The organism is Flavobacterium sp. GQ95, from assembly GCF_059758655.1.
This window is the reverse complement of the sequence record NZ_JCAXEB010000002.1, coordinates 383,841-401,043: the sequence shown is the minus strand read 5'-3', so window position 1 is coordinate 401,043 and position 17,203 is coordinate 383,841. Positions and strand designations below refer to the sequence as shown.

The window sequence follows — 17,203 nt, the reverse complement described above, 5'->3', positions numbered from 1 at the left end:
TTGCGAAATGAAATCTTATAAATTCTAAACTTAATTATGTAAGTATTCCTCATTAGTATTTGTCAATTTTGATACAAATAAATACTAAGATGAAAGACTTTTTACGCAACAACGGTTTATGTATCTGCTTTTTAGCATTATTTATAGCGGCACTAATTGGTCAGACAATTTTTGGATTTGAAGAACACAATAAGGAACTTATAGAGGAAGGCAGTGCTGCCATCAATCTTTCTGCCTATCTTATTTCGGGACATTTTATTCAATCGACTTTTGAAAATTGGGAAAGCGAATTTCTGCAAATGGCCTTGTTTGTGGTGTTTACTATTTTTTTAATGCAGAAAGGTTCCTCAGAATCGAAAGATTTGGATAAGGATGAAGAAGTTGACAGAGAGCCTTCTGCTACCCGAAAAGATGCTCCATGGCCTGTAAAAAAAGGCGGATGGATACTTTGTCTTTATAAACATTCCCTCACTATTGCTTTATTGTTACTATTTGTAATTTCTTTTATTCTGCATTTTTATGGAAGCTTAAAAGATGAAAATGAGCAATTAACCTTAAAAGGACTGCCTTTGGAATCCGTCTCTGATTATATCGGAGATTCCAGATTTTGGTTTGAATCTTTTCAAAACTGGCAAAGCGAATTTCTCTCTGTTTTTGCCATCGTAATGCTTTCGATTTATTTAAGGCAAATTGGCTCCCCCCAATCCAAACCTGTTGACGCACCTAATATGGAAACAGGCGAATAGCGAAACTTCAGAATTTGAATAACTATAAAAGAATCTTTTAATCCATTAAAATTTATCAATATGCAAACAGTTACACCTTGGAGCGCTACAGCTCAGGAAGATATTGAGAATAGTGAATTACTTTTAGAAAGAAAAATTCTTGATTATACTTATCAATTTTATAATACCGGCGATTCCTTATGGATTGTTGCACTTCTTCCCGAAAACGGAAAAATAGCGTTTCGTGGAGCATTTGGAATGAACAGCTGTTTTGAAGTTGCCAATCTCTTTGATGATGAAGAAACAATAGTAATTCTATTAAATTCCAAACTTGGAAGCTATGAAGTTCGTGTTGACTTTCCGGATAAGACAACACCTTTATTGCATTACATAACCACATTTACAGCGAATATGCCATTGATGATTCCGTTTTCGCCACGTGACATACTACCTCTTACACAAAATGGAAGTGTAGAAAATACTACCGGAACAATTCATATGGAGCAATTTGGCTCCCGATCCGGGATACTATTTGCAACCATTACAAAACCACAGACAGGATCCTTTTTTTATTTTCAAAACCTTACTTCATTATCTGAATATTGTGAAGCTACCCAAACGGAATCCAAAAATACAGTTGGAGGAACCTGGCCAGAAATCGGATTTCAATTGCCAGCCACAGATAAATTACCTCTTCCTTCAGGTAAACCTTTTACAATATCGGATGCTTATATAGTATTGGAAACTCAAATAATTAAAGAAACGTCAGCTGTTTGTGAACACTTTTTAGATAATCTCGTTAAAATATATAAAGTACTGCAACAGCCCAGAATTGAATATCATGATTGGCCGGAAATCGCTCAAAACGTTTTAACCGATCTCCACCATAACAAAGGCGCATGGACACAAACAAACGGAATTCCGTATCTAAATGCTTATTTATGCGATTACGAAACACCTGCTGAAAGTATGGTTCAGCTTGCTGTATTAGGTCCGTTTAAGGAATATGAAAAGTGGACCGGTGAAAAACATCCACTTTATAATGATTTAATTAATGGGTTACCTGCTTTTTATGATCCCAAAATAAATTGTATTAATCGATGGCTTCCTGCATTAGCCGACAAACTCGATCAGTCTGAAGAACAAAAGAAGGAAATGGTAATGGATTCGTGGTATTTACACCATCCCTTAATGAATTTGGCAAGACTGGCTTTACACGGAGACAAAACTGCAAAAAAACTGGTATTGGATTCTATCGATTATGTCATAAAAGTAGCGCATCATTTTAAATATGAATGGCCCGTATTTTATGATATGGAAACCCTTGACATCATTAAAAAAGAAACTGCTCCGGGTGCCGGAGGAGAACGCGATGTTGCAGGCGCTTATGCACACCTAATGCTGCTGCTTTTTAAATTAACCAAAGAAAAACGTTATTTAAATGAAGCAAAAAAAGCAGCAAAAAAATTAGCAGAATTGGGACTTGAAGTTTTATATCAGGCCAACAATACCGCTTTTGCAGCCGGAGCATTATTAGAATTGTACAAAATTACCAATGAAAAATTATATCTGGAACTAAGTTATACCTGCCTCACCGGATTATTTAAAAATGTACAGCTATACGATTGCAAATATGGTTACGGTAAAAATTATACCAATTTCTTTTCCATATTTCCACTCAATGATGCACCCTACACTGCAGCGTATGAAGAATTAGAAGTCTATGCTGCATTGTCAGAATATTTTATTCAGTCGAAAGACGTGGACATTTTGCCATCGTTAAAAACCCTTATTCCGGAATTTGTTAAATACGCCGTTAATCGAATTGCCTATTATTATCCGCCGATGCTGCCAAAAGAAATGCTTTCTGAAGAAGTAAAAACCGGAGAAATTCAAGCTGATTTGTGGGTTCCTTTAGAAGATTTATATAACGGCTGGCAAAAAAGCGGTCAGGTAGGTCAGGAAGTGTATGGTGCCGGAATGGCCTTCGGAATAGTACCAAGACAATACATCAAAATAGATGAAGATTTCCTTCTATTTATAGATTACCCGATTGCCCAACCTACTAAAAGAGGAAAATCAATCACCATAAAAATAGAGGGAGATAAGGATATGATTTACAATCTAAAAATCATAAAAAAGAACGATCACAAAATTCAGATGAAAGTATTTCAGAATAAAAAAGCTCTGAAACCATTCAAAGAAAAACTAAAAATACACGAATACGAAATTTCAGGCAAGGGCTCAATTAAAGTACAATGGTAATAATTACAAATAAAAAAACTCATTATGAGACAACTAAATGAATATTTTGGACAAAACATTAAAGATAAACGAATTGTAATAACAGGTGGAACCACCGGAATAGGAAAAGCAACAGCCGATTTATTGGTTTCCCTTGGAGGCCGTGTGCTTATTTTTGGAAGGGATCACGAAGCTTTCAGGAAGTCATTTGACGATATCAAACAACAGTTCCCTGATTGCGAACTTTATGGTACTCCTGCTGATGTAACGAAAAAAGAAGATATAGATACTATCTTAAAAATAGTGGATGAAGAACTAGGCGGAATTGACATTTTGATTAACAATGCAGCTTTAGGGGCTGACGGCATTACAGACGGAACTTTTGAAGACTGGAAATACATTATAGACACTAATATTATGGGATATCTCGGTTTTTGCAAAGAAGCGGTTTCCAGAATGTCAGATCAAAAATCAGGGCATATTATCAATATTGGATCTATGAGCGCAGAAAGTCGTTCGCCGAAAAGCACCATCTATGTAGCCACAAAATCTGCGATACGAGGATTTAGTACATCCTTGCGAAAAGAGGTTAATCCGCTTGGAATCAAAGTGTCGCTAATTGAACCTGGTGCCGTAACCAGCGATATGCAGCCCGGCACAAGAGAAGAGCATCAAAAGAAAATAGATAAACTGGAAATGCTTGAAGCAGATGATATTGCCATGAGCATTTTATTCTGTTTATCACAACCCAAGAGATGTGATATTGTCACCATGCAAATAAGGCCACATCTTCAAAGCATATAATGGTAATTGTACAACCTAATAAAATAATCTTATAAGTTGTTCGCAAATACATAAAGTAAATTTGGAATCATTAAATATCAAACCATATAAATCACTGATATTCCGATGTTAACCTATTTAAAAACTCCAAAAAATTAAATCAAAATTTATCGTATATGAAAAATTTCCAAGACGAAAAGCAGCGTGATTTATTGCAAAATAAATCTGATGGAACCAACAAATTCCTGACTACTGACCAGGGTGTTCGAATCAATGATGATAATAATTCGCTGAAATCCGGCGATAGAGGCCCTTCACTACTAGAAGACTTTATATTAAGAGAAAAAATCACCCATTTTGACCATGAAAGAATTCCGGAAAGAATTGTACACGCACGTGGATCCGGGGCTCATGGTTTTTTTGAAGTAACCAACCCGATTCCTGAATTAACTAAAGCAGGATTTTTGAAAGAAGCCGGATTAAAAACGCCTGTTTTTGTTCGATTTTCAACTGTTGCAGGTTTTAGAGGTTCAACCGATCTTGCCAGAGACGTAAGAGGGTTTGCCGTTAAATTTTATACTCAGGAAGGCATTTATGATTTGGTTGGAAATAACGTTCCTGTATTTTTTATTCAGGATGCATCCAAATTTCCGGATCTGATTCACGCCGTAAAACCCGAGCCTCACAACGAAATTCCTCAGGCTGCCTCTGCTCATGATACCTTTTGGGATTTTATTTCGTTGATGCCTGAATCCATGCACATGATTATGTGGGCGATGTCTGACCGTGCTATTCCAAGAAGCTATAGAATGATGGAAGGTTTTGGCGTACATACTTTCAGATTAATTAATGAAGCAAACGAATCTACTTTTGTGAAATTTCACTGGAAACCTAAATTAGGAACTCACGCCGTAGTTTGGGACGAAGCCCTAAAAATTTCAGGTAAAAACCCTGATTTCCACAGACAGGATTTGTGGGAAGCTATTGAAAACGGGAATTTTCCTGAATGGGAATTGGGAGTTCAGATCATTCCACAGGAAGACGAACATAAATATGAATTTGATTTATTAGACCCTACCAAAATTGTTCCCGAAGAATTGGTTCCGGTGAAAATAATCGGTAGAATGGTATTGAACAAAAATCCGGACAACTTCTTTGCCGAAACAGAACAGGTTGCTTTTCATCCAGGGCACGTTGTACCGGGAATTGATTTTACCAATGATCCATTGCTTCAAGGAAGATTATTTTCTTATACCGACACTCAATTATCAAGATTGGGAAGTCCAAACTTTCATGAAATTCCTATTAACAGAAGTGTTGCTCCGGTTCACAACAACCAACGTGACGGACATATGCGTCAGGAAATCAATAAAGGCCGTGTAAGTTATCATCCAAATTCGCTTGGCGGAGGATGTCCGTTTCAGGCAAAAATTGAAGAAGGCGGATTTTCAAGTTTTAATGAACGTGTAGACGCTCATAAAGTGCGAGAAAGAAGCGAAAGTTTTGCAGATCATTTTGGTCAGGCAAAATTATTCTTCAACAGTCAGACTCCTACTGAAAAAAGTCATATTGTAAGAGCCTTGCGTTTTGAACTTGGAAAAGTCGAAACAACAGCGATTAGAATCAGAATGCTTGGGCTTTTATCTCAGGTAGACATGCAATTAGCCGAAAGAGTGGCGGAAGGACTGGGTGCTTCAGTACCTCCTATTCTTGAAACTCCAATAAACAAAGGAGTTTCTCCGGAAAATGAATTAGGAAATCAGGAACCACGTTCGATAGATTCATCTGTAAAATCTTCTGATGCACTTTCGATGATCAAAAATCCTACGAATACGCCAACAATAGCTTCCAGAAAAGTAGCTATACTATGTGCCGATGGTGTTTCTGCCGCTTCCGTAATGAATATGAAAAATATTCTATTAAAAGAAGATGCCAAAGGATTTGTGATCGCAAAAAATCTTGGATCTGTTGTTACAGACGAAGGCGGTGCAATTCCGGTTGATTTTAGTTTAATAACCACGTCATCCGTACTTTTTGATGCCGTTTATATTCCACATAGTGAAGGTCTGAATGATTTGGCACAAAATGATGACGTTCTTGAGTTTTTAAACGACGCGTACAAGCACTGCAAAGTTATTGGTGCCGATGGTCAGGCAATTGGAGTACTAAGTGAAACACCGTTTGCTTCAAAACTTAATAATGATGACGCTGGAATTATTTTGTACAGTGATGCTGCAACCGAAACATTTGCACTCGATTTTATAAACGCTATGGCCAACCATCGTATTTGGGAACGTGAAGAAAATTTATACAACTAACATTTAAATATAAATCATATGAAAAATTCAGATAAACCTACACCGGATAAAACTGCCGTCAATAAAAATGGTAAACATAATATCGTATCCCCTTCTGCTGATGCCGCTTCAGAGTTAAAAGACTTCTTTATAGACAGTCTTAAAGATATTTATTGGGCAGAAAATGCACTTGTCACCGCTTTGCCAAAAATGGCTTCAAATGCCACATCTCCTGCACTTACGAGTGCCATTTTAGAACATCTTTCTGTAACCGAAAACCAGGTAAAAAGACTAGAAAAAGTTTTTGAACTCCTTGGGGAAAGCGCAGAAGGAAAAAAATGTGAGGCTATGGCCGGATTGCTAAAAGAAGGCGACAGCATTCTTCAGGAAACAGTGCCAGGAGCTGTGAGAGATGCCGGAATTATTGCCGCATCACAAAAAATTGAACACTATGAAATTGCATCCTATGGTACTTTATGCGCTTTTGCCAAAACACTTGGTGAAAATGATGCTGCCAAATTATTAACCCAAACGCTGGCTGAAGAAAAAGAGGCGGATTGTGTGCTTAATGACGTTGCATTAAACAGTGTGAATATTGTGGCAGCGGAGTAATTAGGGACATTCTGTTGTTATTTACTTTCATTAAAAAAACATCTGTACAAAAGTGCAGATGTTTTTTATTATTCCAGCCTTTAACCAGAAACCATTAAAAAAACAACTCGTCAACAAAATAAATTGGACTATTAACCAATTTATTCAAAGTCAATACCTTTTAAAAAGATCAATAAGATCCAACAGGCATAAAACGGCTCTGTTTTTGATAATCAATTCGATATATAGGCAATAAATAAAAGAATTAAATGTTTATGTTAATAGGTTAAATCTAATATTAACTTGTATTTAAAATAGTAGAAAAGTATGAAAAAGATTTTGTTTTTAGTTGTAATGATTGGTATTTCGCTGCATGGATTTGCACAAGATGAGCTTAAAAGAAAACAGCAATCAATCCAACCTAAAAATTCAGATAATAAAGAAGTTATTCCGCCAACCGAAGCTCCTCCAACTGAAGAGCCACTACCTCTTTCAAAAGAACCGGTTGTTTTGAAAATTAATCCTGAAGAGCTTTTCAATAATAATGTTCTTTATAAAAAAGAAGCCAATGTAGAAGGTATTTTTTATAGACGAAATGAATATTTAGGAGGATTTGTAACGAAATCTTTTACGTCTACAATTCGTTACAGAGATGCTGCTTTTGTTGACGGAGATAAGATCAAGGTATATCTGAATGATAAAGTGATTGAGCCACAGGTATTACTGGATGGAGAATATAAAGGATTCAAAATAAATTTGGTAAAAGGGATCAACAAAATTGATTTTGAAGCTTTGAATGAAGGTTCTGCTTCACCAAACACAGCTGAATTTCAGGTTTATGATGATAAAGGAGTTGTAATCGAATCAAGCCAGTGGAATGTTGGTAAAGGTTACAAAGCGGTTATTATTTTGTATAAAGAATAAAAATATAATGATTCGGTCAGAATTATTTACGGGAACAAGGTGAAAAAATCTTTGTTCCCTTTTTTATTTTTAAGGCTGGTCGTTTGTATAAAAACAAACTTTAATTGGTAGCTATTGTAAACCAAATATTTATACAAATAATTTTATTCTTTTTTGTAAATTTGAAAGACCCCTTTATTAGAATCAGACATCATAAGTTTATTTTTTTAGGAAATAGATTGAAAAGTGAATGGTAGTGGAGTTTTAATAAAAATTTAAGTTTTTTTTCGTTAGCAAAATCACTAACTTGTATTGAACTATTAATACACAGTTAATCTTATTTCAAAATAGATAGGCTTTTAATTTATATCTAAAAAGAATTAAAAAATAAAATAACTGAAAGCCTTTTATCATTTATAAATAAAATGTATTGACATTATTCTAACAAAAACTAAAAATATGCGAGTACCCATCATCAGAAAAAACATAGTATTTACCCCAGATTCCAAAAGAGTTGTTGCCCGATATTTCATGAATGGCGATGAACGAACCCAACAAATGGTGATGCGGATAATGATGTTGGATGAAAAACAAGTTTTACAAATATTAGAACAGACACTTCGCGAATTTGCAAGACGACATCGAAATATTTCAAGCATATTTTTAAAACACTGCGAGAAGATCAGACCTATAATTGAAGGAATGCAAGTGGATTATGAAGCGATTTCCCTCGATCGAAAGATGCTGATTGGCTCTTATTGTACCATGGAATATGCTATTGAATCAGCTGCTATTTTTAATCCCTCAATAATAGAAGATTTTGATCAGACAGGTTTAGAAATGGGCGAAAAACGCGTCATTATTTCCTTTAGAGCGACGGGAGAAGGTCATATTTCTTCTATTGTTTTTAGAAGAGGAATTCTGGATCGGAACAATAACCTTCAGGTAATGAAGATTGGCCATCATATTGACAAGGCAGAAATCGAGCATAAAACTTTATACAATAAAGAACGATTTCTAATGAAATTGTATGAGATGCATACGGATGATAAATACATCGCTCAAGTTATGAAGGACTTACCAGATGAATTTGAGTATGCTGTCTTAAAGAGCATGGTAAAAACCAGCTTAAGCGACCCATCGATTAGTCAGGAAAGAAAAACCGCGCTTGAAGAAATCATCTGGCTGGCGAATTCTTTTTATGATTTATCATTTAAACATGACTCTGACATTACAGAACGTGTTATATTTCCGATATCGGAGTCTGAAAGTCGTGGTATAGAAGATGCGCGTTTTGTTCGTTTTGATGATGATCATGATGACTCTCATCGTGTACTGGCCACCTATACGGCTTATAATGGTCATACTATACTTCCTAAACTTATTTCTACCGAAGATTTTTATACTTTTCGTGTAATGCCTTTACATGGTGCCGGTGCTCAGAATAAAAATCTGGCATTATTTCCAAGAAAAATAAAAGGTAAATATGCAATGCTTTCCCGAATTGATGGTGTAAACAACTACATTATGTATTCTGACAGAGTTACGCAATGGAATACTCCTATACTACTTCAGGAACCACGCTTTGCATGGGAATTTACACAAATTGGAAACTGCGGATCACCATTATGGACAACTGAAGGATGGCTTGTTATAACGCACGGTGTAGGCACCATGCGACGTTATTGCATTGGAGCTTCGTTATTTGATCTAGATGATCCATCCAAAGAAATTGGAAGATTAAAAGAACCTTTACTTTCACCTCTGGAAGACGAACGTGAAGGGTATGTTCCGAATGTAGTCTATTCCTGTGGCGCCATTGTTCATAACAACAGCCTAATATTACCATATGCTGTATCTGATTATTCTTCTACTTATGCAGTAGTTGATTTAGTCGATTTGTTAATGGCTTTAAAAAGCAGTAAATAGATTTTAACTTATTCTCGTTTATAAATCAAAAATGCCATTTCTATAATGAAATGGCATTTTTGATTTATAAGAAAACGAAATCACTCAATAGTTTCAGGATCTATAGTTTCAACATATGGTTCAGCATGAGGATGATCATCCAACCAGGCAATAAACAATTTATATCCAATCGAAAATACAATCGGACCTACAAACAATCCTATGAAACCCGACATAATAAATCCGCCGATAACTCCCAAAAAGATAACGAGCATGGGTACCAAAGCTCCTTTACCCAATAAAAGTGGTTTTAGTACATTATCAGAAAGTCCGCTTATGATAAAAAATATCGTCCAGCCAATTGCATAACCCGAATCTCCTGTGGAAAAAAGATAGATAATAACCCCAATATTAATAATAATTGGACCAATCTGTAAAATAGAAAATACAAGACAGATTAATGTTAAAATTCCTGCATATGGAATATCGGCTAAAAACAATCCAAAAGCCTGGATAATAGTCTGTATAAGTGCTACTCCTAAAATTCCTTTTACCACCTGATAAACAGTAGAAACGGAGATCGTCATTATTTCATCAGCTTCACTTCCGGCAATCTTTTTTAGAAATTTATAAAACATAGTTTTTGCTCCAGGAGAAACCAATAAGATTCCGGCAATAATTACCGAAAGGATAAACTGTAAAAATGCCATTCCGGAGCTCACTATACTACCCATTATTTTGGTAGAGAATTCCTTTATCTGATCCTGATATTTAATCACACTCTGTTGCAAATCTGTTGACGCAGAATGCAAAAACTCATAAAGAGGTTTTCCTATTACAGGCCATTCTTTAATAGAAGGTCCTGGTGGACTAACTTTAAGAGTTCCGGCCTCAAACTCGCTTTTTAATTCTAAAAAATTAGATGTTGCGGCTTTCAAAGCATAAACAACAGGCAATAATAGTACCGCTATAATTGTAATTGTAATAATTACAGCGGCCAAAGTTTTTCGTCCTTTTAATATTCTTTGCAGAAAATTAAATAAAGGATAAAATGCTACAGATAATATTGCTGCCCAAAGAATTGGCATAAAAAAAGGCATTAGCAATGTTAGGCAAAATCCAACAACCAGGAAGATAAAAAATAGCTGTAAAATAGTGTCAAAGAGTTCTTTTCGTTTATTCACATTCGAATTTTCCATTTTATTTTGTTTTTAGATAATAATTGGTTTCACATATTTGTTCATTATTTTTTTAAGGAAAAGTTGGCATCAGAAACCAGCCTTCCTATTAAGATTATCGGATATAAAACACCTGTCAAAACCTCGATCTGAACCAGGGAACGAGCCAGAGGATGAATTGGCACTATTTCGCCATAACCCGTCGAGGTAATGGTGATATAACTGAAATACATAAAATTGGCCTGATCACTACTACTTTCAAATGGAGAAACTGCCATCTGAAAAGACCCTTCTATATGTTTAAAAATGAATAAATAAAGTGTGCACCAAAGATTCACCAATAACATATAAACAACAACAGAACCTATTATGCGATGTACCGTGACTGGTCCTGGCTCTAAGACTTTTACTAAAACCAACCCAATCAGAAGCAACATTAGCGCAATTGACAAAAAGAGGTCTGAAAATATTATAATGATGTTTTTCTGAAAAAAATCAATCCATTGTACCATTAAAAACAGGAATGGAATAATAGAAATAAGAAGGGCTTGCTTCTTATCTTTTGCCAATGAAATAATTCCCGCCAAAATAAATAACATCCAAAAAATATTGATAACTACCATAAAACGAGAATAGCTGCCAAATAACGGAATCACTACAAATTGCATGATACAAAGCAATAACAACATAACGCTAAGTCCACTTTCCTGAGTCCATAAACGATATAAAAAGCGATCTTTTTTTAGTTTCATAATTCTCGATTGTTAATTAAATAAGATGCTATACAGTATTTATATCCAATACTTATATTGGTATTGGCTCTGCTTCTACTTTTCCTATCGGCCTGCGCCAAAGTTTAAAGAGAAGAATAATAAAAATGGGCAAAAAACAGATCGCCGACATGACCAGATAAATATCTTTATAGGCCAGCAATATTGAGGCTTGCGCTGTTTGATTAGAAAGGCTTTTCTCTGCTTTTTTCTGTGCTTCGGCCTCAGACAAACCCATGAATAAAAAATTTCTTTTAGAATTGGCCAATTGATTTTCTGCTAATCTATTAGTCGCTGTCAATTGCTGACTAAGACCTGTTTTATGTTGTACATTCATATTAGAAATAATGGTTCCTAAAATAGCACCTCCTAAAAGTGATGCAAAAACAGCCTGAGCAATAATCCCGCTCATCATACGCGATGCACTTAATTTCGGCGGAACTCCTTCCGAAATATAAAGCAAAGAAACCGGAAAAAGAAAACCCATTCCAAGTCCTTTAAAAATCAAAGGCAAAAAGAAATCCGATGCATCGATTCCGGGATAAAACCTTAAAAAGAGCATAACATGATACAATCCATAACAGGCGAAACCTATAATCCAGATGGTTGCCAAATAAATTCGTTTGTATAAAAGATAAGTTGACAACGGAATCGAAATACACAAACCAAGCAGCAAAGCCAGATGTGTCTGAGCGCCCAAAACCGAATCAAACCCCAAAATATTCGTCATATAACCCGTTACAACACTGCCTGTTCCATTTATGACGCCAATATAAAACATCAAAAAAGCGCCAATCACTACATTTTTATAGCGATAAACATCCGGATCGATTATTGGATTTTCTGTGAAACGGGTATGAAGCAGGTAAATTCCGAATATTACAAACAAAAGCGCAGTTGCCAATCCTATTTTGGGATCACCAAACCAGTTTCGGGTTTGCCCTTCGGCACATAAAAAGAGAATGACCATGAAAAACAGCATCATGATGATCCAACCTCTCCAGTCAAATTGAAATGGCGTTTTCATAGGCGCAACATCTGCTTTATAAAAATACCAGGCCAATAGAATACAAACCAAGAAATTGATATTCAGAAAATAAATACCAAAAGTCCAGTTATGCAAACTGGTAAAATGAGCTCCAAAATACTGATACAGATGTTGGCTTCCTTTCTGAATAAACTGAAGAATTCCATACAACAATGCCATATTAAAAACAGGATTGTATTTTAATAATATCGGCACCATCGAAGCAAATATTCCGATAACGGAAACAATCGCCAAAAGAGCCCTATATAAAGTAAACCACTCAATTGTGGGTGCAAATAAAGAAGCCGTATTGAATAGTAATGATAAAAAACTAACCGATAAAATCATAGTACGAACCCGAATCTGTTTACCTAATTTTAATCCCAAAGGCATAAAAGCCAGCATTGAGAAAATAGGAATATAAACAGAGTACGCAAAAACCGTAGTTGAAGCCCCAAAATGCCCGAGTATTTGCGAATTATCATAGGCAGTAACATTCAGCCCGTTAAAAAAAGGAATCGTAAGGACGTATAATCCTATAAGAGTAAAAAGACTTCCTTTTTTTCCTGCGATCATCTTTTATTTTTTTACTTCAACAGTTACATTCATTCCGGGTTTTACTTCTTCCAAATCTTTGGCTGCAGCTTCAAATTCAATTCTAACGGGAATGCGCTGTGTTATTTTCACGAAGTTTCCTGTTGAATTATCTGGCTCGACCATAGAAAACTTAGCACCTGTTGCCGGAGAGAAACCAATTACCTTCCCTTTAAATTCTTTTCCGTTGAGCGCATCAATAGTTATGGTAACTTGTTGTCCCTGTTTTATTTTTTCAATTTGTGTTTCCTTAAAATTGGCCGAAATCCATAATTTTTGATTCAGGACAACTGTCGCTACCGTCTGATTGGCGTTGATTAATTCTCCGATGGAAAGATTGCGTTCTCCAACATAACCATCTAATGGCGCTATAATACTGGTATAAGATAATTGTAATTTGGCGGCATCGAGATCTGCTTTTTTTCTGGCAACTGTTGCTCTTGCACCCTCAAGATTGATATTGCTTTGTCTGGTTACAGAACCGCTGGCTTCTAATCCTTTTTGACTCGCTTTTACATACGCTTCTTCCGATTTCAATTTTGAAATCACCTGATCGTATTGGTTACGCGTCACGGCCGAATCGGCATACATATTTTTGAAGCGCTGATAATCTTTTTGTGCTTTTTCAAGGCTTGCCAAATCTCCGGCCAGTTTTTCCTGTCCGGAAGCCTGGTTTGAGGCAGAAGTTGTTATATTTTGCTGTAAAGAATGCAGGCTTCCTTCGGCTATAGCCAAATCAGCTTCAGCCTGCTTTACCTTAATACTATATTCTGAATCATCTAAAATGACCAAAGTATCCCCTTTATGCACATATTGATTGGCTTCAAACCTAATTTCCTTAATATGACCTGTAGCCCTCGCTGAAACACTGTTTATATAGGCCTCAACCTGAGCATTATTCGTTGTTTCATAATTACTGAAATCAAAAAATAAGCTTAAAATCCATAAAGCACCCACGATCAAAAAAACAAAAGATAAAACCGTTAAAACCGTATTTCGCTTTTTGTCTTTTTTCTGAATTGCCTCATTTGATGCATTTTCTTCACTCATAATAGGATATCTTAAAGTTTACCCATGGCATATTGCAGGGAATAATATTGAATAATTAAATCTAGGTTGGCGTTCACCAGTGAAATTCGGGAGTTGTTTAATTGTAATTCAGCATCTACGATTTCACTGATTAAGGCAAAATCGTTATCATACCTGCTTTTTACAATTTTATAATTGCTCATCGAAAGCTCCACATCTTTTTTAAAGGTTATGATATTCTCTTTACTTTCCGCATAACGCACATAGGCATTTTTCACTTCAGTACCAATTTGATCTTTTGTTATTGCCAAAGCAATATTACTCTTATCAATCTCTAATTTATCACCTGATATTCTGTGCTTTAAAGTATAAAAACTCGACACATCCCAGCTTAACGAAAGACCAGCAGCCCAATAATTTAGAATATTGACATAAGTTGGCCATTGCGCCGGATATTCAGTGTTTAAAATAAGATTTGCATTTATATTTGGTCGGAATCCGCTTCTTGTAAGACTCAAAGAGGATTCAGATATTTTAATTCCTATTTCGGCACGTTTTATTTCTTCTCTGTTTTGGAATGCTTCTGTTAAACTTTGCTGAAGATCTATATTTTCTGTCGGAAGCATGCTTTCTGCTACTTCAGGCTTTAAAATCGTATTGGTCGGGTAACCAATCAGGATATCAAGATAGTTACTTATCAATTCTATGGTATTGGAGCTTCTAAAAACTGAAATTTTAAAATTAGACTGCTGCAATTCAGTTCTCAACAAATCGCTTTTAAGATTTTGTCCATTGTTAACACGTGAGTTTAACTGCTTAATCCTAATATCAGTATTGATAATATTTTGTTTGGTTACCTCAATCTGACGGTATAGTTTTTCAAGGGTAAAATATTGTTCTGTAATAGCATTTTTAACTTCGGCCTCCGTCATTTTAACAACAGATTCCTGCATCTGACTAAGCAATTTTTGCTGTTCGATTCTATTATTAATCGAACCTCCACTGTAAATTGGAACTGATGATACAACGTTGGCAAATCCCATGTGATTAAAATAATCCACAGTAATATTGCTTTCATAAAACCCTTCGTATAATTTAGGGTCCCCTATATATGTGTAACCTGCACTTAATCCAATGCGTGGCATTTTGGCAATTTTGGCCTGACTTACGTTTTCATTAGCAATCGCCAAATTTGTATTGGCAATTTTAAGTTGTTTGTTATTTTGAATGCCTAACAAAATAGCTTCATCCAGTTTTATTTTTTTTGCCGATCTAAGACTATCCTGAGCAAAACTAACACTGGAAAAACAACATACCAAAACGAAAACGAAGTACTTTAAATCTTTTAAGAGCCAATAATTCATCAATTTTTTTCCATTTAGTGTTTAATTTTTATAATAGGAAACCTGCGATATTCAGTAAGATTGAAAAATGCTTATTAACTTAAAATCAATGGATTATGCGAAAAATATTCTATATCAAAAGTAGAGATTTATTTTTATGCCTCAAATAAAATGTTAAATTTGTTTTAAATAATTCCTTAAAAACTTAAAATTATGCTAATAGAACTTGCTCTTACGGGAAAATTTATTGTTGACATCATTAAAAGATTGAGAAGTGACAAAACTTTCCGAACCCTGGGTTTTTTACTTTTTGTACTTGTTTTAGTAGGTACTATGTTTTTCTGGCTTGTCGAGCATTTGTCTTTTTTGAAAGCACTTGCCTATTCGGTAGGAACGCTTTCTATGAACAGTCCATATGACAGCGAAATAACATTTTCGACCATTGGCGTTATCTTTAATATTATTTATATTTTTATTGGTGTTGGTGTTTATTTAATTTTTGTGATGGAAGCAGGTAAAACTATTATTGCTGCTCATCAGGAATTTGAGAAAAAACAAGCAGAAAAAAAGGCGTTGAAAAAGGCTAAAAAAGAAGCCAATGCGTAAGTAAAATTAAATAACTTATATAAAATCCCATCTATATTACGAAATGGGATTTTTTTATTTTAAAAAGAGAGAACAATATTCAACAAGTCCTTTACATCAAAATTCCCTTTTGAGCCATGATGGGTTTCGGAATATCCTCATCTCCAATCATTTCCTTTAAATCAATTTCAATAGACCGACAAATAGAGAGCATCGGAATATCATTTCCTAAACCTCCAAACGGATTTTCAGAATAGTCACCCACAAGCTCCATAATAAGAAAAATCCAGGAAATAATTGTTACTGTCGGAATAAACAACCACGTTTCGTAAGGTCCCATTTTATCAAATTGGGCTATTAAACCAAAAGGCAATAAAATAATAAAAATCGATACAAATAAAATACTGGCATAAGCGTACAAGCGCGGCAAAGGAAATTTTTTGATTCTTTCAGCCTTGCCCTGCTCGTCGTATAAATTATTTAGAAGTGTCTGTAATTGTGCATGATAAAAATCAGTAATAATAGTATCTTGTCTGAGTTGCATTAAATCTTGCGATTGCAAATCGATAATATGTGTGGCCATATTAGAGAATTTACTTAATTTCTCATATTCTTCACTCCCAAGATATTTTTCCAGAATTTCTTTTGTAAAGTTGCCTTGAAGTATTTCATTACTAATTTTTTCCATTTTCCTTCGGCTTCTCTTGGCAACATTCGTTCCCAAACTGACGTGTTCCCAGGATGTTGGTATTAACAACTGATCTCTTAAGGCATATACAAAAGCTATATTTCTGTAAATCAGTTTTTTTGTAATAACATCAATTTCTGTTTCCGAAAATTTTTCTACAGAAAGATGATTTTTAATATAACCTCTTGTTGTGGCTCCCCACATTCGGCTGATGTTTAGAATCGCACCCCATATTTTTCTGGCCTCCCATATTCTGTCATAAGACTGGTTATTTTTAAAACCAATATAAAAAGATACCGCTGTACCAATAATTCCGACACTAACCCACGGAATTGCGATCCATGTTAAATGCAGAAATTTATAGGCAAATAAAACCAAAAACGACCAAATAATAATCAATAACAAATAACCTCTGGTAAATCTTACCAGCGCTTTAAAACTGAAACTATTATTTACAAACATAAGTATCTGATTTTATATTCATTAAAACAAAAACCTTATATATTATAAAGATAAAAATAAGCTAAATACAAAAATC

14 protein-coding genes are annotated in these 17,203 nt (G+C 35.0%); 8 read left to right on the top strand and 6 right to left on the bottom strand.

Annotated features, from left to right (window positions below; all coding sequences use genetic code 11):
- Positions 1 to 89: 89 nt before the first annotated feature.
- The 7 genes from AC6CH4_RS06420 to AC6CH4_RS06390 all read left to right on the top strand — a co-directional run bounded on the left by AC6CH4_RS06420 (position 90) and on the right by AC6CH4_RS06390 (position 9,472).
- A complete protein-coding gene (locus AC6CH4_RS06420) occupies positions 90 to 746 on the top strand; it encodes a DUF6766 family protein (protein ID WP_498101246.1) in 657 nt (218 codons plus the stop codon).
- 60 nt (positions 747 to 806) lie between these two features.
- Positions 807 to 2,990 (top strand): hypothetical protein, encoded by a 2,184-nt coding sequence (locus AC6CH4_RS06415; RefSeq protein WP_498101244.1) that lies wholly within the window; start codon positions 807 to 809, stop codon positions 2,988 to 2,990.
- A gap of 24 nt (positions 2,991 to 3,014) precedes the next feature.
- Positions 3,015 to 3,773, top strand: a complete 759-nt coding sequence (locus tag AC6CH4_RS06410) for an SDR family oxidoreductase (RefSeq protein ID WP_498101242.1) — start codon at positions 3,015 to 3,017, stop codon at positions 3,771 to 3,773.
- Between the two features lie 155 nt (positions 3,774 to 3,928).
- Positions 3,929 to 6,070: a catalase gene (locus AC6CH4_RS06405; RefSeq protein WP_498101240.1), complete on the top strand. Its 2,142-nt coding sequence runs from the start codon at positions 3,929 to 3,931 to the stop codon at positions 6,068 to 6,070.
- 18 nt (positions 6,071 to 6,088) lie between these two features.
- Positions 6,089 to 6,661, top strand: coding sequence for a YciE/YciF ferroxidase family protein (locus AC6CH4_RS06400; protein WP_498101238.1), 573 nt, complete (start codon positions 6,089 to 6,091; stop codon positions 6,659 to 6,661).
- Between the two features lie 306 nt (positions 6,662 to 6,967).
- Positions 6,968 to 7,564, top strand: a complete 597-nt coding sequence (locus AC6CH4_RS06395) for a hypothetical protein (protein ID WP_498101236.1) — start codon at positions 6,968 to 6,970, stop codon at positions 7,562 to 7,564.
- Between the two features lie 438 nt (positions 7,565 to 8,002).
- Positions 8,003 to 9,472, top strand: a complete 1,470-nt coding sequence (locus AC6CH4_RS06390) for a glycoside hydrolase family 130 protein (RefSeq protein WP_498101234.1) — start codon at positions 8,003 to 8,005, stop codon at positions 9,470 to 9,472.
- An 80-nt stretch (positions 9,473 to 9,552) separates the two neighbouring features.
- Here the strand turns inward: AC6CH4_RS06390 and AC6CH4_RS06385 are convergent, their stop codons facing one another.
- From AC6CH4_RS06385 to AC6CH4_RS06365, 5 genes are read right to left on the bottom strand one after another with little or no spacing between them, the layout of a single operon-like run.
- Complete coding sequence (locus tag AC6CH4_RS06385; protein ID WP_498101232.1) at positions 9,553 to 10,650, bottom strand: AI-2E family transporter; 1,098 nt, start codon at positions 10,648 to 10,650, stop codon at positions 9,553 to 9,555.
- Between the two features lie 44 nt (positions 10,651 to 10,694).
- On the bottom strand, positions 10,695 to 11,381 hold the full coding sequence (locus AC6CH4_RS06380) for an ion channel (protein ID WP_498101230.1): 687 nt from the start codon (positions 11,379 to 11,381) through the stop codon (positions 10,695 to 10,697).
- Between the two features lie 52 nt (positions 11,382 to 11,433).
- Positions 11,434 to 13,002 (bottom strand): efflux MFS transporter permease, encoded by a 1,569-nt coding sequence (locus AC6CH4_RS06375; RefSeq protein ID WP_498101228.1) that lies wholly within the window; start codon positions 13,000 to 13,002, stop codon positions 11,434 to 11,436.
- 3 nt (positions 13,003 to 13,005) lie between these two features.
- Positions 13,006 to 14,070 carry an HlyD family secretion protein gene (locus tag AC6CH4_RS06370; RefSeq protein WP_498101226.1) on the bottom strand — a complete coding sequence of 355 codons (1,065 nt, stop codon included), beginning with the start codon at positions 14,068 to 14,070 and terminating at the stop codon, positions 13,006 to 13,008.
- Positions 14,071 to 14,081: 11 nt separating this feature from the next.
- Entirely contained in the window at positions 14,082 to 15,413 is a 1,332-nt protein-coding gene (locus AC6CH4_RS06365) for a TolC family protein (protein ID WP_498101224.1), read from the bottom strand.
- Positions 15,414 to 15,605: 192 nt separating this feature from the next.
- On the opposite strand from AC6CH4_RS06365, the gene AC6CH4_RS06360 reads away from it, so the two are divergent.
- A complete protein-coding gene (locus tag AC6CH4_RS06360; RefSeq protein WP_498101222.1) occupies positions 15,606 to 15,998 on the top strand; it encodes a hypothetical protein in 393 nt (130 codons plus the stop codon).
- A gap of 91 nt (positions 15,999 to 16,089) precedes the next feature.
- Here AC6CH4_RS06360 and AC6CH4_RS06355 read toward each other — a convergent pair whose 3' ends face one another.
- On the bottom strand, positions 16,090 to 17,127 hold the full coding sequence (locus AC6CH4_RS06355; protein ID WP_498101220.1) for a bestrophin family protein: 1,038 nt from the start codon (positions 17,125 to 17,127) through the stop codon (positions 16,090 to 16,092).
- Positions 17,128 to 17,203 lie beyond the last annotated feature (76 nt).